Origin of the sequence: Rhodanobacter soli (assembly GCF_040548735.1) — a bacterium.
Taxonomy (GTDB): Bacteria; Pseudomonadota; Gammaproteobacteria; order Xanthomonadales; family Rhodanobacteraceae; genus Rhodanobacter; species Rhodanobacter soli_A.
The window spans coordinates 890,752-911,426 of sequence record NZ_JBEPSD010000001.1 but is presented as its reverse complement, the minus strand read 5'-3'; the positions used below and the strand labels follow the sequence as shown (position 1 = coordinate 911,426).

Below are 20,675 nucleotides of genomic sequence, written 5' to 3'. Positions count from 1 at the left end.
TCCACTGATTCGTGTTACTGGATGGGTACTTGACGCATGTCAGCGTCAACGCCCTGTTGCGGGATTGCCCACCACGACCTCGTCAGCCGCGACGTCGCGAATCACCACGGCGCCCGCACCGACGATTGCCGAACGGCCAATTTTAAGTCGCGGCAAGACAACGGCTCCGGCACCGATAAACGCATACTCGTCAACGCGAACTTCGCCTGCCAGATTCGCCCCGGGACCAACATGGACGCCATCGCCGATCACACAGTCATGATCGATCGAAGCGGATGTGTTGACGATGACTGCGCAACCAAGGGTTGCATTGGAGCAGATGGCCGACATCGCCAGAATTTGAGCACCCTTGCCAATTTTGGCGTCGCTTGCGACGAAAGCGCGAGGATGTATCACGGTCAGTGGTTGCATGCCTTGCTGCTGAAGCCATTCCAAAAGGAACAGGCGGTCACTTCCCCGGCTACCTCCGACCGCCACGCAGGCGTGAACCTGGCCAGCTCCGGTTCGGCTTGCTTGCCACGAGTGGAACCCCTCTTGGCCGAGATAAATCGGAACATCGGGAAACGGGGAGGGGATTGGCCGGTTGTCAAAAACGGCGATCACCTGGAAATCGGAGGATGGCAAGGCCTCGCGCAGCACGCGCGCTTGACCCGCCCCACCCCAAATGATCACATCCTTCATGACTCCGGCACCAGCAGCCTACGCACACAGGCGATGACGCGGTCCTGCTCCTCATCCGTCATGTCGTGATAGCTGGGCAAGTTCATTGCCCTATCTGACAGCGAATGACTCACAACATGCTCTGGATGTGGCTTGAACGAGGGGAGCGATGACAGCGGCCAGAAGAACACTCGGCCGTCGATATTGTCTGCCTTGAAGGCATCCAATAGTGCTGCACGGTCAAACGACACGTTGTCATCGACAACGATGGTTGGCATCCAGTACCCGTTAATAGTGCCTGGGGCCTCGGGGTTCATGCGCAGGGGCAGATTACGCAATGCGTTGTGGTAATACTCGTAGACCCTGCGCTTGCCTGCGATAAGTTCCTCAATGCGCTCGATCTGGCCGCAACCGATTGCTGCCTGCAGATTCGACATCTTGTACTTGAAACCGATCGTCTCGGGCCAGAACTGCCGCGCCTCGCCGCGCGCACGACCATGGTTGGACAAGGTCAGTGCCTTTTCGTACAGCGTATCGTCGTTGGTGACAAAGATGCCTCCTTCGCCGGTGGTCACGGTCTTGGTGCCGTGGAAGGAGAACGCACCGAAGATACCCATGGAGCCAGCGCGATGTCCATGCCAGACAGAGCCGATCGCTTCCGCAGCATCCTCGATGACGGGAACTCCGTGGCGCCGACCTATTTCCCGCAACGTATCCAGCTCGCACAGGTTTCCGTATAGATGCACCGCGAGGATGGCCTTGGTTCTTGGCGTGATCGCCGCCTCCACCGCCGCCGGATCGAGGCACCAGCTGTCGGCTAGTACGTCGACCAGTACGGGCTTTGCGCCAAGATGGATGATGGGCGCTGCCGAGGCGATCCAGTTGATATCGCCGAGCACCACCTCGTCACCTACGCTGATACCCATCGCAGCCATGCCGATATGCAATGCACCGGTGGCACTCGAGGTGGCGATGGCGTGCTTCACACCAAGGTGCTGACGAAACATTGCTTCGAAACGGTGGATGTAGTCGTAGCAGCGCTCACCCCAGCCGTTGCTTGCGGCATCGGTGGCATAGCCGATTTCCAGCGTGGTGATCGATGGCTTGGTGTAGTAGATCCGAGAGGTTGCGACGTCGTTCATAGAATGGCCAATTGTGGGACGGCGACAACAAACTGGCCATCCCATTCCCGGACGTAACTAAGCTGGGCCATGATTTCCTCGCGCAGATTCCACGGCAGGATCAGCACGAAATCAGGCCGTTCTTCGCGCAGGCGCGATTCGGCGACGACAGGTATTCGTGACCCCGGCAACCAGTGCCCCTGCTTGTGCGGCGAGGCGTCGACCACGTAGGGCAGCAGATCCGGTCGCACTCCGGCGTAGTTTAGCAACGTATTTCCCTTGGCGGCCGCGCCGTAGCCGGCGACGCGGCGCCCGGCGCGTCGCTGCTCCAGCAGGAAGCCCAGGCAATCGTTCTTGACCGCATCGGCCTGCGCCTGGAAGCCTTGGTAGTAGGTGTTGTCCTGCATGCCTGCGTCAGCCTCGATGCGCAGTAGTGCCGATACGGCTGGTGTTTCGGCATGCCGGCTATTGGCATGTGCTGCCCAGAGGCGTAGGGAACCGCCATGCGTTGGAAGTTGTTCCACATCCCATATCTTCAGGCCATGCGCCGCGAAGATCCGGCGCACCGTGTGAAAGGAGAAGTAGGAAAAGTGCTCATGGTAGACGGTGTCGAACTGGTGCTTCGCTACCAACTCCATCAGGTGCGGAAACTCGACCGTGATCGAGCCCTCGGCAGCCAACGCCAGTACCAATCCGGCGACAAAGTCGTTGATGTCGGGTACGTGGGCGAGCACATTGTTCGCCACGATCAGGTCGGCGGTCCGCCGCTCTTGCACGAACTCCATGGCAAAGTCACGGCCAAAGAAACGCTCCAGTGTCTCGATCCCCTTCTGCCGTGCAACGTTTGCCGTACCGGTGGTGGGCTCGATGCCGATGCAGGGGATACCGCGCGCGGCGACGTATTGCAGCAGATAGCCGTCGTTGGACGCGATCTCCATCACCAGGCTGTCGTGACCCAGCTTCAGTTGGGCAGCCGCGCGTTCGACATAGCGTTCGGCATGCGCGAGCCAGGAGCGAGAGAACGATGAGTGGTAAACGTAGTCCGGAGCGAATAGTTTGGCGTGCGACTGCACTTCGTCCACCTGCACCAGCAGACAGTTCCGGCAGGTGAACAATTTCAGCGGAAACCAGGCTTCCGGCGCGCCGAGCGTGTCCGCGGTCAGGAACGCATTGGAGGGTGGCGCACTGCCGAGGTCAAGGAAAACATCTTGCAATGGCGTGGCGCAGTGACGACATTTCATGGCTGGATTCCCGCAAACCGGCTCTCTTTTACCAAGGACCATTGCCGATCTTTGGTCGAGATCCGTGTCACTGGCAGCGGCCAGGTAATGGCTATGGCGGGGTCATCATGGCGCAGTCCGCCTTCCTGTTCACGGTTCCACGCCGCGGTATGCAGGTAGAGCAGTTGCGCGTCGTCGGTTAGCGCCTGAAAACCATGCGCAAAGCCTTCCGGAATGAAGAACTGTATCGCCCCTTCTTCGTCCAGCTCGACGCCGTGCCAGTGTAGATAGGTGGGTGATTCGACACGCAGGTCGACCGCTACGTCGAACACGCGACCGCGCAGACAGCGGATCAGTTTGGCCTCGGTGGCCGGTGGGTACTGGAAATGCATACCGCGGACGGTGCCCTTGTCATAGGTCCGGGATAGGTTGATCTGGCTCCAGTGCAGGCCAGGTCGAATCGTGGCGCACTCGACCTCACAGAACAACCGCGAGAATTGGCCACGTTCGTCCTCGACGCGTGTCGTTTCGATCAGGCTGAGACCGGCCAGAGGCGTCGCGTGGAACTTCATGCGGCCCACTCCAGCCCCGCGGTGCGGGCGGCCTCGATGTATGTCTGCAGGTTGTCGCGGCTGCGCAGACGACCGCGCTCGTAATAGTCGCGATACCACTGGATGGTCGACTGCAGTGTGGCCTGCGCGTCCCACACTGGGTGCCACCCCAGTTGCTGCGCCGCCTTGGAAGCATCCAATCGCAAAATCCCAGCCTCGTGCGGGTGTGGCCCCTGCCGATGTTCGCTGCGCAGTTGCGGCCAATGCGACTGCATTAGCGCAACCAGCGCCTGCACCGGCAGCGTAGCGTCGGCGGCAGGGCCGAAGTTCCATGGTCCTTCGACTGGTTTGCCGGCGAGCAACTGCTGACCCAACCGCAGATAGCCTGACAGCGGTTCAAGCACATGCTGCCATGGCCGGATGGCCTCAGGATTTCGGATCTGCAGTGTTGAGCCGCTGGATGCGGCGCGCACCAGGTCTGGTACCAGCCGGTCCTGCGACCAATCGCCGCCGCCGATGACGTTGCCTGCGCGCGCCGTGGCGACGCGTGGTCCGGAGTTGTTGAAAAAGCTCTTGCGGTAGCACTCCGTCACCAGTTCGGCGCAGGCCTTGGAGGTGCTGTAGGGATCATGCCCACCCAGCGGGTGATCTTCTCGATAACCGGTGACGGTGGCCTGCTCCAAGTAGACCTTGTCGGTGGTGGCGTTGACGAGGGCGCGCACCGACGGCGTGGCACGCACAGCCTCAAGCAGGTTGACCAAGCCGAGTACGTTGGTGTCAAAGGTGGTGAACGGCTCGTGATAGCTGCGCCGAACCAGCGGCTGTGCCGCCAGATGAAAGATGATTTCCGGCTTGGTCAGCTCCAGGGTTTGCCGTACTGCATGGGCATGGCGCAGATCCACCTGCAGGTCGCGCACGTTGTGCAGTTCAAGCAGCTTCCAGTGCGCCGGTTCTGTGTCCGGCGCGAGCGCCAGACCGGTAACACGTGCGCCCAGTGCGGTCAGCCACAGGCAAAGCCACGAACCTTTGAAGCCGGTGTGCCCAGTGACCAGTACCTGGCGATCGGCGTAGACATTCCCAAACAGATCGTTCAAGGCCAGACTTTCCATCGGGCATGACCGTTTTGCCAGAGCTCTTCAAGTTTCAGCTTGTCACGTAGCGTATCCATTGGCTGCCAGAAACCGGCATGCATGTACGCGGAAAGCTCGCCATCACGGGCGAGCGCCTCCAGCGGGTCACGCTCCCATACCGTGGCGTCACCCTCGATGTAGTCGAATACACCGGGTTCAAGAATGAAAAAGCCGCCATTAATCCACGAGCCATCGCCGGAAGGCTTTTCCTCGAAGCGAGTGATCCGGTTGTCCTGAATATCGATGGCGCCGAAGCGCCCCGGTGGCTGCACCGCGCACATGGTGGCCAGACTGGCTCTGGTCTTGTGGAAGACCAGTTGTGCGGTGATGTCTATATCGGCGAGGCCGTCGCCGTAGGTGAAACAGAACGTCTCGCCATCCAGATAGTTTTCGACCCGCTTCAGACGCCCACCGGTCTGTGTCTGGTCGCCGGTATCAACCAGGGTGACCCTCCACGGCTCGGCATGCTGCTGGTGCACGTCCATGCGGTTGTTGGCCAAGTCAAAGGTGACATCCGACGTATGTAGGAAATAATTGGCGAAATACTCCTTGACCATGTAGCCCTTGTAGCCCAGGCAGATGATGAAGTCGTTGATGCCGTGCTGCGAGTAGATCTTCAGGATATGCCAGAGCACCGGCTTGCCACCGATGTCAATCATAGGCTTGGGACGCACGGTAGTTTCTTCGCTGATCCGCGTGCCCAGACCGCCGGCGAGGATGACTGCTTTCATGAGAACTGGCCCGCCAAGTGGCCTACTGGCCAAAGGTCAAGGATAAAGGGTCGACGAGGAAAAAAATCCCTACGTCGCCCCACTACTGACGGCAATCATTGCAGACCCGGCAAGGCGCGCAATGCCGACAAGTCCTGATTCAGCCTACCGCCAATGTTCAGGGAATTCAGTTTCCTTAGTGCCTGCTCGGCTTCCACCTTGCGACCTTGCGCGATGAGCATGCGGATCAAGGTAATCTGATAAGCGGGCTCATTCGGACTGGTCTTGATGGCTTCTTCGGTCATGCGTTCGCCAAGAGATGGGTCGTTCAGCACGTTCCACGCGTAATCACCATATGTGGCAAGTAGACGGGCACTCGGACTTGGATGGGCAAGTGCCGCCATGAAAGATTCCATCATGCGCTCCTGCGGCAAGTCACAACGGTTTTCACGCGCACATTGGGTTAATGCGCCCAGCGAGCTTTCATCTTGTACACCGGGTTTATGCGCTTTCAGCTTGGCAATCATGCTGTCCCACCAAGCATCCCTCAGTGGCAGTTTCATGCGCGAATTCATGAAGATCAGTGCCTGTTCCGGCAGAATCGATGAGTAGGGGAGTGCCGCGGACTTTTCCAATGGCGCATAAGCCAGCTTGGTAAAGGGCGAGGCAGGGTCGTAGTGCGAATAGATGATGTAGGTACGTCCCAGTTCGTACTGGGCGCGTGGTGATTGCGGCGCACGTAAAGCCAGGTCTTCAGCCAGCCGCAGGGGGTTGCCCCAAGCATGGGCCGTCATGGCAGTGAGTGTCGTCCAGCACAGCAGGAGCCCAGCAAGCAATACGTGGCGTGGCAGCGTAAATGACTGACCACGGGGCACGGCGAGCAACGGTACGATCGCCAGCAGTAGGCCGAAGGTGGCGAAGTAGTTGCGATGCTCGTAGATCAGTTCCAGTGGCAAGATGGTGCCAGTTGGCAGCTGGCAGCCTAGAAACAAGACGACGCCAAGTGCAACCAGCGGGCGACGTGGGCGTAGCCACCAAGCCAATGCAATCAGGGCCGTAAGAACTGCAATGCTAGCAAGCGTGGTCCACGGGGCCAGCAGTCCGGTCGAAATACGGAAGTTATCGTGATAGAACGACAGCGCACTTGGCGTTGGCAGTAGTGTCCAGACAATATAGTCGACCACGATGCGCGCCTCGCTGAGCAAGCGGGTGCTCAGGGTGAAGTCGCGGGTGGCCCAAGTTTCTGCTTTCAGAATGCCAGGGAGCAGCCGTGCCAGGCCGAAAACCATTGGCACGACCAGAACCAGTAGGAACATGCCGATGATGCGAAAGTCACAGCATCGAGTTTCTGCGCCGTATTCTTTGGGAGACGGCGCAGATTCCTGTGTTTTGCGAAAGCGGAATAGCGCCCATTCGATCAGCAACGCGTATAGGGGCAGCATCACTGCGGTTTCTTTTGCTAGGACGCCGATGGCGGTCGGGACGGTGATGCTGATGAGGCAAAGGATTAAGCCGCCGGTGTCGGATGAGAAGCGCCCCCTCCCTAATCCTCCCCCGTTGGCAGGGGAGCGGATGACAGTTTGGGTGAGCATACGGCGGCGACCGGTGAGGTAGCCGATCAGGCCAAGCAACACGAACAGGTTAGCCAGGCTCTCCATGCGCTGCACGACGTACAACACGGCGGTGAGGTTGATTGGAAGTAGCATCCACGCTGCAGCGATTAGCGAGGCAACGATGCCGGCATGAGGGTTTTGATCGGTGGGAATCGTTCGGAGCAGAGCGCTTGCCAGCAGAAACGCCAGTAGGCCGTTCAATAGGTGAATGACCAAGTTGGTCAGTTTCATCCAGTACGGATCAAGGCCGGTGACGAGGTAGTTGGCGGCAAAGCTCAACGATGCCATTGGCCGCTTGAATTCGCTGGATGGCGAGGAAAGAGCAGCGGCGACCAGCGAAGGCAAGCTAGCGTCGACTGGCTGCACCCCCTTGTTGTCGACGATGTTGGGATAGTCGTCGAAAAGGAAGCCGCCCTGCAGGCCTGGCCAGTACGCGACAGCCGTGATGACGAGGGCCGCAGCCAGTATCCACAGGTAAAGCGACGAGCGTTTCGATGTTGAATGCATTAGTGAGTCGCGCCCGCGTCAGGGTTTGGCTGTGCAGTATTGGTGTTGCCGGCCCTGGCGTCGAGGGTGAGTTGCTGGCGCAGGTGAGTCAGTTCATGTGGCCAATAATTCTGGCGCGCCAGCACCCATGCGTGCAGCATTGGCATACCGAAGCCGGGTGGCATGGCTTGATTCTGCACCTGCTTATAATGGTCGAGTAGTTGCAGGCCCTGCGTCGGATAACCGGCGGCACCCAGTGTGGCGGCAGCTTCCAATGCCATTCCTGGGCGGACCTGCAGATCGAGTGCTCGAATGAAGTCTGCTTGTGCGGCGCTAGGCTGATGTTGGATCAAGGCGATGCGCCCGCGCAGGTAGGTGAGATCTTGCTGCGGTCCTGCGGTCGCCAGTTTCGGGTTCGACAAGCCGGTATTGATCAGATCGAGCAGGACTTCCGACGTCAGGCCCGGGCACTCGCCGGACATGGCAACGGGCAGGGTGCGGTCAAACCAGTGAGCGAGCAGTGTGCCGGTGTTGGCGCTACCCTGCATGGCCTTGCGTGCGGCAACAATGTCGTCGTGGCTGATCCCGCCAGTCAGGCAACGTGCGCCGATCAGATTGAAGGCAAGCTGGGTCTGGTCAGGCTGGGTGGCGAGCAGTTTTTCCAGTCGATGGATGGCATCTTGCGGATGTCCGGCCTGCATCTCGATTTGGGCGGCATTGGCTTGGGCACGTGCGGAGTCAGGATTGATCTTCGCCCAGAGCAACGCTTGTGTGTGCACGTTCCCCCACAGCTCAGCGCGCGCGTGGGTCATCAACGCCAAGCCCAGCGGCAGTACGATCATCAGCCCACGCTTGAGTACCGGCATGGTACGTGTGTCTGTCAGCCACAGGCCAAGCGGCCAGAACATCAATAGCGCCGGCACATAGTTGCGATGTTCGAAATACAGCTCCAACGGCAAGGAGGTGGATTCGATCAACTGGCCCGCAAAGTAGAAAAGAATCGCCAATGAAGCGGCAGGGTGGCGCTGGCGCAGCCACCAGGCGCTGCCGAGCAATGCCAATAGCACGATGATCGCGGGCAGTGTGGTCGCAGGGTGCAGCCAGGATGTCGAGACCACATATTGATCGTTGAACAAACCACTGGAAAAGGGATGCGGTAGCCACAGCAGCGAGAGATAGTCCATCAGCACGCGTGGTTCGGTCAGCAGGCGTTGACCAATGCTCCACGCCCGGAAGTCGGGACCACCGGTGAGGATGCCGTGGATGCCGACCCATGTAATGTGGGCGCAGATGGCGGCTGTGGGGATGGCGACAAAGGTCCACAGGAACCCGCGGTAGGTGCGCTGTGCGTTGCCCGCAGGAACCGGGTGTCGTGGAGCGAGCACGATGATCTCGATCAGCAGCACATACAGCGGTAGCAGGGCACCGTTGGCCTTGGCCAGTACGGCGAGCAGCGTGAAGCCGCCCACGCCGACAATGCTCCATACCAAGCCACTAGGGATTCGTCCGTGGCCCAGTTGAGCTCGGCCATGTAGCCAGGTCAGTAATCCAGCGATAACGCAGGTAGCCGGCAACATGGCCTCGCGCTGCACGATGTACAGAGTGGTGGATACCAACAGCGGATGCAGCAACCACAACGCACTGCCCAGCAGAGCAGCGGCTTGGCGACGTGGCGCTTCCATCGCCAGCAACTGGCCGAGCCTAGCAAGCAGGGCGTACAGCAGAATGCCATTGAGCAGGTGCAAAATCAGGCTGGTGCGCTTGAATGGGTAGGGGTCAGCGGGCCAGTTGCGCGCGTCAAGCAAGAACGTCAACAGCGTCAGGGGTCGTCCAGTGGGGTCGGCTGTGCCCGAAGTGATGTAGCGCCAGAACGTATGCCAATTGTCAACGGGCCCCATGGCGCCCAGAGCCGGCAGATTACCGAAGTCATCAAACAGGAAATCCCCATGTAGACCTGGGGCGTAAGCAATCCAGGCCGTACCGAGCAGTAGTAATACGAGCAGTGGTGTCAGTACAAGGCGATACCGCATCAGAGACGATCCTGAAAAAAGAAAGGCCGCGCATGGCGGCCTTTCCAAACGTCGACGATGCCGATCTTACGGGCGGCAGGAGGTCGGCAGATACTTCGGGTCCACGGTCGACTTGGTGCACGTCCAACCGAGCGAGCCAGAGTTGACGATCGGCGAAAGCACGAAGGTCTGGTTGGCAATCTTGGTGTTCGCCTCATTGCCGAAGGTGGCCGTGATGACACTGGCTGCCACTGCGACTTTGGACACATACTTGCCGCTGATGGACGTGTCAGTCGCCAGACCAGCGGAGGCATTCGATGTGGGCATGGTGCCCTTGTTGCTGTAGAACTCCGCGAAGGCGGTCTTGGCGCCATCGGTCAGCACCGCACCTTCCGACACCTGCGTGCGAATCAAGTAATCCTGGTAGGCCGGGATGGCGATGGCGGCGAGGATCGCGATGATCGCGACCACGATCATCAGTTCGATCAGGGTAAAGCCTTTCTGCACGTTCTTCATGGTGGTTCCTCTGTTTGGTTAGCTAACCGTGTGATGCCCCCTGAGCCCCAGTCCCTTTAATCCCCCTAGGCGGGAACGGACCCCATTCGCATGGTCGGAACGACCAGGAAGCTCGCGGCAAAGTCAAGCAGCTTGTATGCCACGTTTGCCGCAGGTGTATTCCCTCACAACTGTAGGCCTTTGGATTGTGCCCGTGGTCACGAAAGCTCGCAACCCTTGGTGGAAAGTCCCGCGAAGCTCCCGAAGTGTGATCTCGGGTACACGGGCTTGCACTGTTCATCCGGGGCACTTAGTGACACTTATTGTCAGTTTGTGCGACGGCAAAGGTGAGGGCAGCTGAAACTACTTGCGACAGGTCGCGGGTAGATACTTGTCCGACACCGTTCCACCATTGCAACTCCAAGCGATACTGCCGGCTTGGGTGATGGCGGAAAGCACCAGCGTACTGGCCTTGATGCTGCTATTGGCTCTGGGTCCGCTGAATGCGACCGTTATCTTGCCGGCAGGTGCCAAGTCCACACTGGAAACATAATCGCCGGTGATCGATGTGCTTTTTGCGAGGCCTGCGGATTCATTCCTTGTGGGGAACCGTCCGGTGTTGGAGACGAAATCCCATACCGCAGCCTTGGCCCCGCTCGCCAGGCTCATGCCTTCGGTAACTTGCGTCCGGATCAGGTAGTCCTGATACGCCGGGATGGCTATGGCAGCAAGGATCGCGATGATCGCCACGACGATCATCAGCTCGATCAAGGTGAAACCGGCGGAAATACGCTGGCGCAACATGGTGGACTCCCCTGTGAGTGCACCATGGACAGGCACGTTTTGTACCAAATGTGAAGACGGAGTGTGCGCCGCATCACAACGGTGTGCTCGGCCGTTTGAGCCTCACCCGGGGGCTACGTTCGGGGTATTCCAGTCGCGGCTTGCTTGCGTCCCGGCAGGCCGGCGCTTACCGTCACCGCTTTGACCACCCAAGGGGATACCCCATGAAACCTCTGATTGCCGCGCTGCTGCTCGCGCTGGTGGCGGCGCCCGCGATGGCGGGCGACGTCGTGGATACCACCTTCGTCAAGGCCGAGGGCGCGCATGCGTTCAATGTGCGCGACCTGGTGATGATGGATCGGGTCAGCGATCCGCAGCTGTCGCCGGATGGGCGCCATGCGGCGTTCGGCGTGCGCAGCACCGACTACGCGGCGAACAAGGGCATTAGCGCGATCTATGTGCTGGATCTGGACAAGGGCGGCCAGCCGGTAAAGGTGGTTGAGAAGGGCAGCTCGGCACGCTGGTCGGCGGATGGCCGCAGCCTGTACTTCGTGGCGCCGGCCAAGGGCGTGGCGCAGTTGTGGCGGGTGGACCTGGGCGGCAAGGGTGGTCTGAACCTGGCCAAGCATGCTCCCGCCGTGCAGGTCAGCCACGGGGTGCTGGACGTTGGCGGCTACAAGCTGTCGCCGGATGGCAAACAGGTGCTGTTGTCGTATGAGGTGTTCACCGATTGCGCCACGCTGGCGTGCACCCAGCAGCGCCTCGACGCGCGCGAGAAGGACAAGGCCAGCGGCACGCTCTACCACAAGCTGTTTGTGCGGCACTGGGATACCTGGGCCGATGGCCGGCGCAACCAGTTGTTCGTGGCCCGCTTCGACGGCAAGGGTCAGCTGGCGGGTGAGCCCAAGCTGCTGAGTCGCGGCATCGACGGCGACGTGCCGAGCAAGCCGTTCGGCGACGACGGCGAGTTCGGCTTCGCGCCGGATGGCAAGACCGTGTATTTCGACGCGCGCATTGCGGGCACCAGCGAGCCGTGGTCGACCAATTTCGACGTGTACAGCGTGCCGGCGGACGGCTCAGCCGCGCCGAAGAACCTCACCGCCGAGAACAAGGCGTGGGACGCGTACCCGGTGGCCTCGCCGGACGGCAAGACGTTGTACTACCTGGCGATGAAGACCCCGGGCTTCGAGGCGGATCGTTTCGCGATCATGGCGCTGGATCTGGCCAGCGGCGCGAAGCACGAGGTGGACCCGAACTGGGATCGCTCGCCCGGCGGCCTGACGGTTTCCGCCGACGGCAAGACGCTGTACGCCACCGCCGACGACAACGGCCAGCACCCGCTGTTCGCGGTCGACGCGGCCAACGGCAAGGTCAGCCAACTGGTCGGTGATGGCACCGTGGGCGGCTTTTCGCTGGCCGCCGGCAAGCTGCTGCTGACCCGCGACGACCTGAAGCGGCCGGCCGACGTCTACCTCGCAGCCGCCGACGGCAGCGGCCTGAAGCAGGTCACCCATTTCAACGCGGCGGACCTGAAGAACGCGAAGGTGGGTGACGCCGAGTTCTTCACCTTCAAGGGCTGGAACAACGAAACCGTGCAGGGCTACGTGGTGAAGCCGGTCGACTACCAGCCGGGCAAGACCTATCCGGTGGCCTTCATCATCCATGGAGGCCCGCAGGGTGCGATGAGCAACGGCTGGAGTTACCGCTGGAACCCGCAGACCTACGCGGGCCAGGGCTTCGCGGTGGTGACGGTGAACTTCCACGGTTCCACCGGCTACGGCCAGGCGTTCACCGACTCGATCTCGGGCGATTGGGGCGGCAAGCCACTGGAAGATTTGAAACTGGGCTGGAAGGCTGCGCTGGACAAGTACAGCTTCCTCGACGGCGACCGCGCCTGCGCGCTCGGCGCCAGCTACGGTGGCTACATGGTGTACTGGATGGCCGGTGTGTGGAACCAGCCGTGGAAGTGTCTGGTCGACCATGACGGCGTGTTCGACGCCCGCGCGATGTACTACGACACCGAGGAGCTGTGGTTCGAGGAGTACGAGAACGGCGGCACCCAGTACGAGCACCCGGAGAACTACGAGAAGTTCAACCCGCTCAACCATGTCAAGGACTGGCGCGTGCCGATGATGGTGATCCATTCGGCCAAGGACTTTCGCATCCCCGACACCCAGGGCCTGGGCGCATTCACCGCGCTGCAGCGCCGCGGCATCCCCAGCCAGCTGCTGCACTTCCCGGACGAGAACCACTGGGTACTGAAGCCGCACAACAGCGTGCAGTGGCACGACGCGGTGAACGCCTGGCTGAAGCAATGGACCGCGAAGGATGCCCCGAAAGCCGCCTCGCATTGAGCCGGTTGAAGCGGTGAGAAACGGCGGCCTCCGGGCCGCCGTTTTTTTTGTCTTGGCTTTGGCTCCTCCCCCTGCTTGCAGGGGGAGGTTGGGAGGGGGTTGCTCCAGGCTGGCGGGGAAGATCAAGAGCACCCCATCCCAACCCTCCCCTGCGATGCAGGGGAGGGAGCACGGCTGCGGAGCGGGGGTGATGTCAGCGCAGCAGGGCGCGCAAACGGCTGCGAGTGAAGGCGCCGAGGCGGAGTTGTTCGCAGAGGGTTTCGAGTTGGTCGGGCTGGCGGGTGCGGCGCAGCAGGGTGTCGATGGTGCTGGCGCCGGGGGCGTCGAGGGCGATGCGGGTGAGGCGGCGGTAGAGTCGTGCCTGTTCGGCGTGTTCGCGCAGTCTGGCGGCGCAGGTTGCGGCGCCGCGCAGGCGCAGGAAGGCGACTTCGTCGATGCGGTCGAGCAAGGTGTCGAGGCTGCCGAAGTGGGTGAGCAGGGCGGCGGCGGTCTTCGCGCCGATGCCGGGTACGCCGGGGATGTTGTCCACGCTGTCGCCGCACAGCGCCAGGTAGTCGGCGACCTGGTGCGGGTGCACGCCGAGTTTCTCGTGCACGCCGGCGGGCCCCCAGCGCAGGCCGCGGGCGTAGTCCCACTGCTCGTCGTGCTCGCCCAGCAACTGGCCGAAATCCTTGTCGGCGGAGACGATCACGCTGCGCCAGCCCAGCGCGCGCAGGTTCCACACGGTGCTGCCGATCAGGTCGTCGGCCTCGAAGCTGTGGTCGATCATCAGGTGCACGCCGAGCGCTTCGGTGATCGCGCGGCACTGCACGAACTGCCGTTCCAGGTCGGGTGGCGGCAGGTCGCGGTTGGCCTTGTACGGCGGGTAGATCGCGTTGCGGAACGAGCTGGTCAGCGAGGCGTCGAACGCCACCGCGATGTGTTCGGGCTGCGCGCGTTCCAGCAGTTCGCACAGGAAACGGGTGTAGCCGTGCACCGCGTTGACCGGGTGGCCGTCGGCGTCGAAGAATTCGTCCGGCATCGAATGCCAGGCGCGGAAAACATACATGCTGCCGTCGACAAGATGGACGGCTGGACGTCCGCTCGCCGGCGTGTTCACGGTGTCCACGTGCTCAGCAGGTCGGCCAGCGCCGGGCGGTCCCGGTCGGGCACGTCGATCTGCGGCGTGCCGAGGTGGACGAAGCCGACCACGTGCTCGTGTTCCGCCAGGCCGAGGATGCCCGCCACCTCGCGGTCGTAGGCGGCCCAGCCGGTCAGCCATTGGCCGCCGTAACCCAGCGCGTAGGCGCCGAGCAGGATGTTGTAGGCCACGTTGCCGGCGCACAGTTTCTGTTCGATCTCCGGCACCTTGCTGTCGGCCTGCAGGCGGGCGACGACGGCGATCACCAGCGGCGCGAAGATGTAGCGCCCGCGCTCCTTCTCGAGCTTGGCGTCGGACATCTCCGGGTGGTTGCGGATCGCGATCGCGGCCAGCCGCTCGCCGAACGCCAGTTTCGCGTCGCCCTGGAGGCGGATCAGCCGGAACGGCACCAGCTTGCCGTGGTCGGGCACGCGAATCGCCGCCTCCAGCAGTTCATGCAAGGTCGCCTCGTCCGGCGCCGGCTCGCCAAGCTGGCGCGAGGGGACGGAATGGCGTTGCTGGAGCAGGGACAGGACAGCGGGCATGGAGCGGTTCTTTCGATGGGGGAATGCCCATGCTAGCGGGCGGGCCGATGACGCGCGAACCGTCACGCCGACAGCGGCAGCTTGAACGAGCCGGGCAGCAGGGCGGCCACGCTGGTCTGCTGGGTGTCGCCGTGCAGGTTCGCCAGCAGCACCGGCATGGCGTCGTCGCACAGTTCGGACATCACCTGGCGGCAGGCGCCGCAGGGGCTGACCGGATTCTCGGTGTCGGCGACCACCGCCAGCGCGGCGAAGTCGCCGGGCCGGCAGCCCGCGGCGATCGCGCTGAACAGGGCGGTACGTTCGGCGCAGTTGCACAGACCGTAGGAGGCGTTTTCCACGTTGCAGCCGCTGAAGCGGCGACCGTCGCGGGTCAGCAGGGCGGCCCCGACCTGGAAGTGGGAATACGGCGCATAGGCCTGTTCGCGCGCGCTGCGCGCCAAGGTCAGCAGGTCGTCGAAAGCGGCGGAAATGGCAGGCATCGGGATCTCCAGCGATGACCCAGGCGCGGCGCGAGCCGCGTATGCCGGCGGACCAGCTTACTCTTTTGCGCCGGCCCGGATCAAAGCCCGCGAGTGCCGCTAAGATGACCGGACCAATGCCGAGGGGACTGCACCATGCCGATCACCGTAGCCGCTTTGCGCGAGACTGCCGCCGGGGAGCGGCGCGTGGCGATCACGCCCGAGATGGCGAAGAAGCTGCGCGGCAAGGGCCTGCGCGTGCTGCTGGAGCGTGATGCCGGACGCGCCGCGGGTTTTCCCGACAGCGTCTACGCCGAGGCCGAATTCGCCGATGCCGCCCTGGTGCTGGCGCAGGCGGACGTGCTGGCCTGCGTGCTGCCGCCCGCCGATACGGTGTTCGCCGGCTTGCGCGAGGGCAGCGTGGTGGTCGGCCAGTTGCGCCCGTACGGCGCGGCCGAACGCATCGCCGCGCTGGCCGCGCGCAAGCTCACCGCGTTCTCGCTGGAGCTGTTGCCGCGCACCACCCGCGCGCAGGCGATGGACGTGTTGAGTTCGCAGGCGGCGGTGGCCGGCTATCGCGCGATGCTGATCGCGGCCGAGGCTTCGCCGAAGTTCTTCCCGATGTTGACCACCGCCGCCGGCACGATCCGGCCGTCGAAGGTACTGGTGATCGGCGCCGGCGTGGCCGGCCTGCAGGCGATCGCCACCGCACGCCGGCTCGGTGCGCAGATCGAGGGTTACGACGTGCGCCCGGAGACGCGCGAACAGGTGGAGTCGCTGGGCGCGAAGTTCCTCGACCTCGGCGTCAGCGCCGCCGGCAGCGGCGGCTACGCGCGCGAGCTGTCGGCGGAGGAGCGCGCCGCGCAGCAGCAGGCGCTGGCCGATCACCTGAAATCGTTCGACGTGGTCGTCAGCACCGCCGCGGTGCCGGGGCGGCCGGCGCCGAAGATTCTCAGCGCGGCGATGGTCGAGGGCATGAAGCCGGGCGCGTTGGTCGTCGACCTGGCCGCCGAGAGCGGCGGCAACTGCGAGCTGACCCGGCCGGGCGAGCGGGTCGAGCAAGGCGGGGTGGTGATCCTGGGCCCACTGAACCTGCCGGCTGGCGCGCCGCTGCATGCGTCGGAGATGTACGCGCGCAACGTGTTCAACTTCGTCGAGCTGCTGGTGCGCGATGGCGAATTGAAGCCGGATTTCGACGACGAGCTGGTGGCCAAGAGCTGCCTGAGCCACGCCGGCGAGACGCGCTTCGCCGGCTGAATTGCGTAGGGCGGGCACGGCCCGCCGCTCTTGCCGTCAAAAGCCGGCGGGCCGTGCCCGCCCTGCAGATCAGGGGTGGCCGGGGCCGCCTGGCGGCGGAGGCGGTGGCGGACGGTCGTGACCACGTCGCTCGTCCCAGTGCAGGCGTTCGGCGGGCGGCAGCGAGTGCCATTCGCGGATCAGCCGCTCGCGTTGTGCCGGCGGCAGTTGCTGGAAGCGCTCGAAGGTGGCGTGCAGTTGTTCGCGCTGCTGCGGCGAGAGCTCGTTGAATTTTCGCCGGTTCTCGCGCGCCTGCCGACGCTCGTCCGGTGTCATCTGCTGCCAGCGGGCGATGTGCTGGCGGACTTCCTCGCGCCTTTCCGGCGGCAGCGTGACCCAGCGTTCGGCCCGCTGCAGCATGCGCGACTGCTTGCGCGGCGGCATGCTGTCCCACTCTTTCTGCAGCGGCGCCAGCACGTCGCGCTGGGCCGGGTCGAGGCTGCTCCACGGGCGCGGCGGCGGTGGCGGCATGTCGCCATGGGGCGGCGGCGGGGGCGGTGCGCTCTGCGCGTGCAGCGGCGCCACGGCAACGCTGCCGAGCAGGGCGGCAAGCAGCAGGGGCAGGATCGGGCGGAGGATTCGGGTCATGGCTCAGCGGGTTGCCGTGTGGCTGTCGGTGGAAGCCAGCCAGCCGTAGAAGTCGAGGTTCTGGTAGAGGTTCGGATCGGTCTTGTCGGCATCCGGCGGCAGCTCGCTGTCCAAGTCATCGGCGGTGCTGGCGGCGTGCATCGCGCTGGTCGCGTGGTGCTGCGGCAACGGCTGCCACACCATCATCGCGGCCAGCGCGATCGCGGCGAAGGCGCCGGTGGGGATCAGCCAGCGCACGGCGCGGTGCGCGGGCGCACTGGCTGTCTCCAGCGCCTGCCGCCGGGCCGCGCGCAGGCGTCCGGCGGTGGCCGGGTCGATGCGCTGGGCGGCCTCGCGCCAGAGTTCGCGGGCGCGCTGTTCGAAATGTTCGTCGGGCGAAGTCATCGCCAGTCCTCCAGTTGGTCGCGCAGATGGTGTATCGCGCGCGACAGATGGGTTTTCACGCTGCCTTCGGAGCAGCCCATGGCGCGGGCGGTTTCGGCCACGTCCAGTCCTTCCAGCATGCGCAGCATGAAGGCCTCGCGCTGGCGCCGCGGCAGCTGCCTGACCGCGGCGGCCATGTCCGCATACGACTGCACGTCGTGCAGGCGGCCCAGCGGATCCTGGCCGGGGTCCGCCGGCTCCCACGCGGGCAGTTCGTCGCCGTCGTCGTCGCGGCCACCGCCGAGCCAACCCACCACGATCGAGCGCACCTTGCGGCGGCGCTGCAGGTCGACGACGCGCCGGCGCAGGATGCCCCAGAACAGCGGCGCCCATTCCGCGGCAGGCTTGTCGCGGTAATGCCTGACCAGCCGCAGCATGGCGTCCTGCACGGCGTCCATGGCGTCCTCGCGATGGCGCAGCTGCAACTCGGCCATGCGGAACGCGCGCCGCTCGACCTGCGCCAGGAACGCATCCAGCGTGGCGGGCGTTTCGCGGGCGTCGCCGAGCAGGTCCGTGTCGAGCGTGCCGGCTACGCTGTTCATGGACTCGTCAGCCGCGGCGTCGGGTGAAGCATCCTCGGGCTCCGTCGGTGGGTTCCCGATGTTCAACGCGGCAGGCTCGCACGGGTTGACCTGCACCCGTATGATGCGGATTCGACGTCCTGGCGGGCGGCTCTCACGGGGGATGGGGTCATGATCGACGGTTTCCTGGCGCTGTATATCTTCATGCTGGCCGCGTTTACCGGCTATGAAATCATCGCGCGGGTGCCGGTGATCCTACACACGCCGCTGATGTCCGGGTCCAACTTCGTGCACGGCATTGTGCTGGTTGGGGCGATGATCGCACTAGGCCATGCGCAGACGCCATTCGAGATGACGATCGGCTTCATCGGCGTGCTGCTGGGCGCGGGCAACGCCGCCGGCGGCTACGTGGTGACCGAACGGATGCTGGAGATGTTCAAGTCCAGCAAGCCGGATGCCGGCAAGGGAGCGAAGTGATGAGCTGGCTGCCCACCGTGATCAAGGCCTGTTATTTCCTCGCCGCGCTGCTGTTCATCCTGGGTCTCAAACGCATGAGCTCGCCGCGCACCGCGCGCGGCGGCATCGTCTGGGCCGGCTTCGGCATGCTGCTGGCGGTGCTGGCCACGTTCTTCCTGCCGGACATGCACAACCGCGGACTGATCGTCGCTGCGGTGCTGATCGGCGTGGCCGCCGCCTGGTGGAGCGGCCGCCGCGTGGCGATGACCGCGATGCCGCAGATGGTGGCGCTGTACAACGGCATGGGCGGCGGTGCGGCGGCGGCGATCGGCGCGGTCGAGCTGATCGGCTACGCACGCGGGCTGGGCCTGCTGCAGGCGGTGCCGGATACCTCGCCGCTGCGGCCGGAGGCCTGGGCGGTGAACGGCTTGCCGCCCGCGCTGTCGCCGACCGAGCTGGCGCTGGGCGTGCTCGGTGCGCTGATCGGCGCGGTGAGTTTCTCCGGCTCGCTGATCGCGTTCGCCAAGCTGCAGGGCTGGCTGGACAAGCGCTTCGTGTTCCCCGGCCAGCGTGCGGTGAACCTGTTGCTGCTGGCGGCGGCGGTGGTCGTGGGCATCCTGCTCGCGACGGGTCACGTCAGCGTGCCGTTGATCGCACTGTTCTTCGCGCTGGCGCTGCTGTTCGGCCTGATGATGACCTTGCCGATCGGCGGCGCCGACATGCCGGTGGTGATCTCGCTGTACAACGCGTTCACCGGCCTGGCGGTGGCGTTCGAGGGCTTCGTGCTGGGCAACGAGGCGATGATCATCGCCGGCACCGTGGTCGGCGCGGCCGGTACGCTGCTGACCCAGCTGATGGCCAAGGCGATGAACCGCTCGATCGGCAACGTGCTGTTCGGCAGTTTCGGCGCCGGCGGCGGCGAGGCGCAGGCGATCGAGGGCGCCCAGAAGCCGATCGACGCCAGCGACGCGGCGGTGATGATGGCGTACGCCGAGCGCGTGGTGATCGTGCCCGGCTACGGCCTGGCGGTGGCGCAGGCGCAGCACAAGGTGTGGGAATTCGCCCAGCTCCTGATCAAGCGCGGGGTGAAAGTGAAGTTCGCGATCCACCCGGTGGCCGGCCGCATGCCCGGGCACATGAACGTGCTGCTGGCCGAGGCCGGCGTGCCGTACGACCTGATCGCCGACATGGACGACATCAACCCGGAATTCCCCGCCACCGACGTGGCGCTGGTGATCGGCGCGAACGACGTGGTCAACCCGCTGGCGAAAACCGATCCGGCGTCGCCGATCTACGGCATGCCGATTCTCGACGTGGGCAACGCGAAACACGTGATCGTGATCAAGCGCGGCAAGGGCACCGGTTTCGCCGGCATCGAGAACGCGCTGTTCTACGCCGACAACACGCGCATGCTGTACGGCGACGGCCAGGCGGCGGTGGGCGAACTGGTGGCGTCGCTGAAGGAGATCGACGCCTGACCGGCGCTGGGCCGCTTCAACGCCGGCGCGGCTTGCGCCAGGCCAGCCACGCGGCCAGCAGCATGCCCAGCACGGCGCAGGCCATGTCCGCCGGCGACAGCGCCATCCGTGCCAGTTGCCACAGCATGCCGACGCCGGCGGTGCGCATCGCCGCGATCAGGCCCATGCCCATGTTGCCGGCGATCAGCACGCCGGCGATCAGCATGTTGACGTAGAACGCGGCCAGCAGAGTGGCGCCTGCCGCCAGCAGCGCCGCGACGGTGCCGGCCGGGCGCACGCAGGCGCGAATGGTCCAGGCCAGCAGCGCGCCGATCGGTAGCGCCAGCCACGGCAGCGGGTGCCGCAGATACAACGCCGCCACCATCCATACGGCGCCGGCGGCCAGTCCCAGCATGGCGGCGCTGAACAGCACGAACACCGACAGCGATACGGTGCGCACGCTCATCGGCGATGACACGTTAGAGCCTGTTCATGATCTCCAAGTGCCTCGCGCCGGGAGCTGTTTGCGCGCAGGCCAAGGAAGAACGAAGGAGTGGACGTCCGTCCACGACCGAGTGATGACGCCGGCATGCGGGCAAACAGACCCGGCCCTTCGGGTTGCCATCGAGTGGCCGCCATGCGGCAGCGCGCGGCTTGACCTGACGGCCAGTCAGGCGCT

21 protein-coding genes are annotated in these 20,675 nt (G+C 64.0%); 4 read left to right on the top strand and 17 right to left on the bottom strand.

All coding sequences use genetic code 11. The features are described from left to right. Nucleotides 1-45: 45 nt before the first annotated feature. The 10 genes from ABIE04_RS04345 to ABIE04_RS04300 form a co-directional block, all read right to left on the bottom strand. Nucleotides 46-681 carry an acetyltransferase gene (locus ABIE04_RS04345; RefSeq protein ID WP_354547346.1) on the bottom strand — a complete coding sequence of 212 codons (636 nt, stop codon included), beginning with the start codon at nt 679-681 and terminating at the stop codon, nt 46-48. Continuing rightward, the gene (locus ABIE04_RS04340; protein ID WP_354547345.1) at nt 678-1,802 is read right to left on the bottom strand and encodes a DegT/DnrJ/EryC1/StrS family aminotransferase; all 1,125 of its coding nucleotides are present in this window, start codon (nt 1,800-1,802) and stop codon (nt 678-680) included. The genes ABIE04_RS04345 and ABIE04_RS04340 overlap by 4 nt, the downstream gene beginning before the upstream one ends. Next, complete coding sequence (locus ABIE04_RS04335) at nt 1,799-3,022, bottom strand: class I SAM-dependent methyltransferase (protein WP_354547344.1); 1,224 nt, start codon at nt 3,020-3,022, stop codon at nt 1,799-1,801. Before ABIE04_RS04335 ends, ABIE04_RS04340 begins: the two co-directional genes overlap by 4 nt. Beyond that, the gene (rfbC, locus tag ABIE04_RS04330; protein ID WP_354547343.1) at nt 3,019-3,573 is read right to left on the bottom strand and encodes a dTDP-4-dehydrorhamnose 3,5-epimerase; all 555 of its coding nucleotides are present in this window, start codon (nt 3,571-3,573) and stop codon (nt 3,019-3,021) included. Before rfbC ends, ABIE04_RS04335 begins: the two co-directional genes overlap by 4 nt. Beyond that, nucleotides 3,570-4,646: a CDP-glucose 4,6-dehydratase gene (gene rfbG / locus ABIE04_RS04325; protein WP_354547342.1), complete on the bottom strand. Its 1,077-nt coding sequence runs from the start codon at nt 4,644-4,646 to the stop codon at nt 3,570-3,572. The genes rfbC and rfbG overlap by 4 nt, the downstream gene beginning before the upstream one ends. Beyond that, entirely contained in the window at nt 4,643-5,413 is a 771-nt protein-coding gene (gene rfbF / locus ABIE04_RS04320; protein ID WP_354547341.1) for a glucose-1-phosphate cytidylyltransferase, read from the bottom strand. Before rfbF ends, rfbG begins: the two co-directional genes overlap by 4 nt. 95 nt (nt 5,414-5,508) lie before the next feature. Beyond that, the gene (locus ABIE04_RS04315) at nt 5,509-7,512 is read right to left on the bottom strand and encodes a hypothetical protein (protein ID WP_354547340.1); all 2,004 of its coding nucleotides are present in this window, start codon (nt 7,510-7,512) and stop codon (nt 5,509-5,511) included. Then, nucleotides 7,512-9,521, bottom strand: a complete 2,010-nt coding sequence (locus ABIE04_RS04310; protein WP_354547339.1) for a tetratricopeptide repeat protein — start codon at nt 9,519-9,521, stop codon at nt 7,512-7,514. Before ABIE04_RS04310 ends, ABIE04_RS04315 begins: the two co-directional genes overlap by 1 nt. Before the next feature lie 66 nt (nt 9,522-9,587). Beyond that, on the bottom strand, nt 9,588-10,016 hold the full coding sequence (locus ABIE04_RS04305; protein WP_354547338.1) for a pilin: 429 nt from the start codon (nt 10,014-10,016) through the stop codon (nt 9,588-9,590). A 342-nt stretch (nt 10,017-10,358) separates the two neighbouring features. Further along, a complete protein-coding gene (locus ABIE04_RS04300) occupies nt 10,359-10,799 on the bottom strand; it encodes a pilin (protein WP_354547337.1) in 441 nt (146 codons plus the stop codon). A gap of 203 nt (nt 10,800-11,002) precedes the next feature. On the opposite strand from ABIE04_RS04300, the gene ABIE04_RS04295 reads away from it, so the two are divergent. Next, nucleotides 11,003-13,132, top strand: a complete 2,130-nt coding sequence (locus ABIE04_RS04295) for a dipeptidyl-peptidase 5 (RefSeq protein WP_354547336.1) — start codon at nt 11,003-11,005, stop codon at nt 13,130-13,132. 193 nt (nt 13,133-13,325) lie between these two features. On the opposite strand, the gene ABIE04_RS04290 is transcribed toward ABIE04_RS04295, so the two are convergent. The 3 genes from ABIE04_RS04290 to cdd form a co-directional block, all read right to left on the bottom strand. Then, on the bottom strand, nt 13,326-14,240 hold the full coding sequence (locus ABIE04_RS04290; RefSeq protein ID WP_436410351.1) for a 5'-3' exonuclease: 915 nt from the start codon (nt 14,238-14,240) through the stop codon (nt 13,326-13,328). Beyond that, nucleotides 14,228-14,797, bottom strand: coding sequence for a nitroreductase family protein (locus ABIE04_RS04285; RefSeq protein WP_354547334.1), 570 nt, complete (start codon nt 14,795-14,797; stop codon nt 14,228-14,230). The genes ABIE04_RS04290 and ABIE04_RS04285 overlap by 13 nt, the downstream gene beginning before the upstream one ends. A gap of 62 nt (nt 14,798-14,859) precedes the next feature. Further along, complete coding sequence (cdd, locus tag ABIE04_RS04280) at nt 14,860-15,276, bottom strand: cytidine deaminase (protein ID WP_354547333.1); 417 nt, start codon at nt 15,274-15,276, stop codon at nt 14,860-14,862. Between the two features lie 135 nt (nt 15,277-15,411). Between cdd and ABIE04_RS04275 the strand changes: the two genes are divergently transcribed. Next, nucleotides 15,412-16,512: an NAD(P) transhydrogenase subunit alpha gene (locus ABIE04_RS04275; RefSeq protein WP_354547332.1), complete on the top strand. Its 1,101-nt coding sequence runs from the start codon at nt 15,412-15,414 to the stop codon at nt 16,510-16,512. A 69-nt stretch (nt 16,513-16,581) separates the two neighbouring features. Here ABIE04_RS04275 and ABIE04_RS04270 read toward each other — a convergent pair whose 3' ends face one another. Genes ABIE04_RS04270 through ABIE04_RS04260 form a run of 3 tightly spaced genes read right to left on the bottom strand, consistent with a single transcriptional unit; the run spans nt 16,582 to nt 18,104 of the window. Further along, the gene (locus tag ABIE04_RS04270; RefSeq protein WP_354547331.1) at nt 16,582-17,139 is read right to left on the bottom strand and encodes a DUF3106 domain-containing protein; all 558 of its coding nucleotides are present in this window, start codon (nt 17,137-17,139) and stop codon (nt 16,582-16,584) included. 3 nt (nt 17,140-17,142) lie between these two features. Further along, nucleotides 17,143-17,523, bottom strand: a complete 381-nt coding sequence (locus ABIE04_RS04265) for a hypothetical protein (protein WP_354547330.1) — start codon at nt 17,521-17,523, stop codon at nt 17,143-17,145. Then, nucleotides 17,520-18,104 carry an RNA polymerase sigma factor gene (locus tag ABIE04_RS04260; RefSeq protein WP_354547329.1) on the bottom strand — a complete coding sequence of 195 codons (585 nt, stop codon included), beginning with the start codon at nt 18,102-18,104 and terminating at the stop codon, nt 17,520-17,522. Before ABIE04_RS04260 ends, ABIE04_RS04265 begins: the two co-directional genes overlap by 4 nt. 150 nt (nt 18,105-18,254) lie before the next feature. Between ABIE04_RS04260 and ABIE04_RS04255 the strand changes: the two genes are divergently transcribed. Continuing rightward, nucleotides 18,255-18,560: an NAD(P) transhydrogenase subunit alpha gene (locus ABIE04_RS04255; protein WP_114344467.1), complete on the top strand. Its 306-nt coding sequence runs from the start codon at nt 18,255-18,257 to the stop codon at nt 18,558-18,560. Continuing rightward, a complete protein-coding gene (locus ABIE04_RS04250) occupies nt 18,560-20,017 on the top strand; it encodes an NAD(P)(+) transhydrogenase (Re/Si-specific) subunit beta (RefSeq protein WP_354547328.1) in 1,458 nt (485 codons plus the stop codon). The genes ABIE04_RS04255 and ABIE04_RS04250 overlap by 1 nt, the downstream gene beginning before the upstream one ends. Before the next feature lie 16 nt (nt 20,018-20,033). Here ABIE04_RS04250 and ABIE04_RS04245 read toward each other — a convergent pair whose 3' ends face one another. Further along, nucleotides 20,034-20,462 (bottom strand): hypothetical protein, encoded by a 429-nt coding sequence (locus ABIE04_RS04245; protein WP_354547327.1) that lies wholly within the window; start codon nt 20,460-20,462, stop codon nt 20,034-20,036. Between the last annotated feature and the right edge of the window lie 213 nt (nt 20,463-20,675).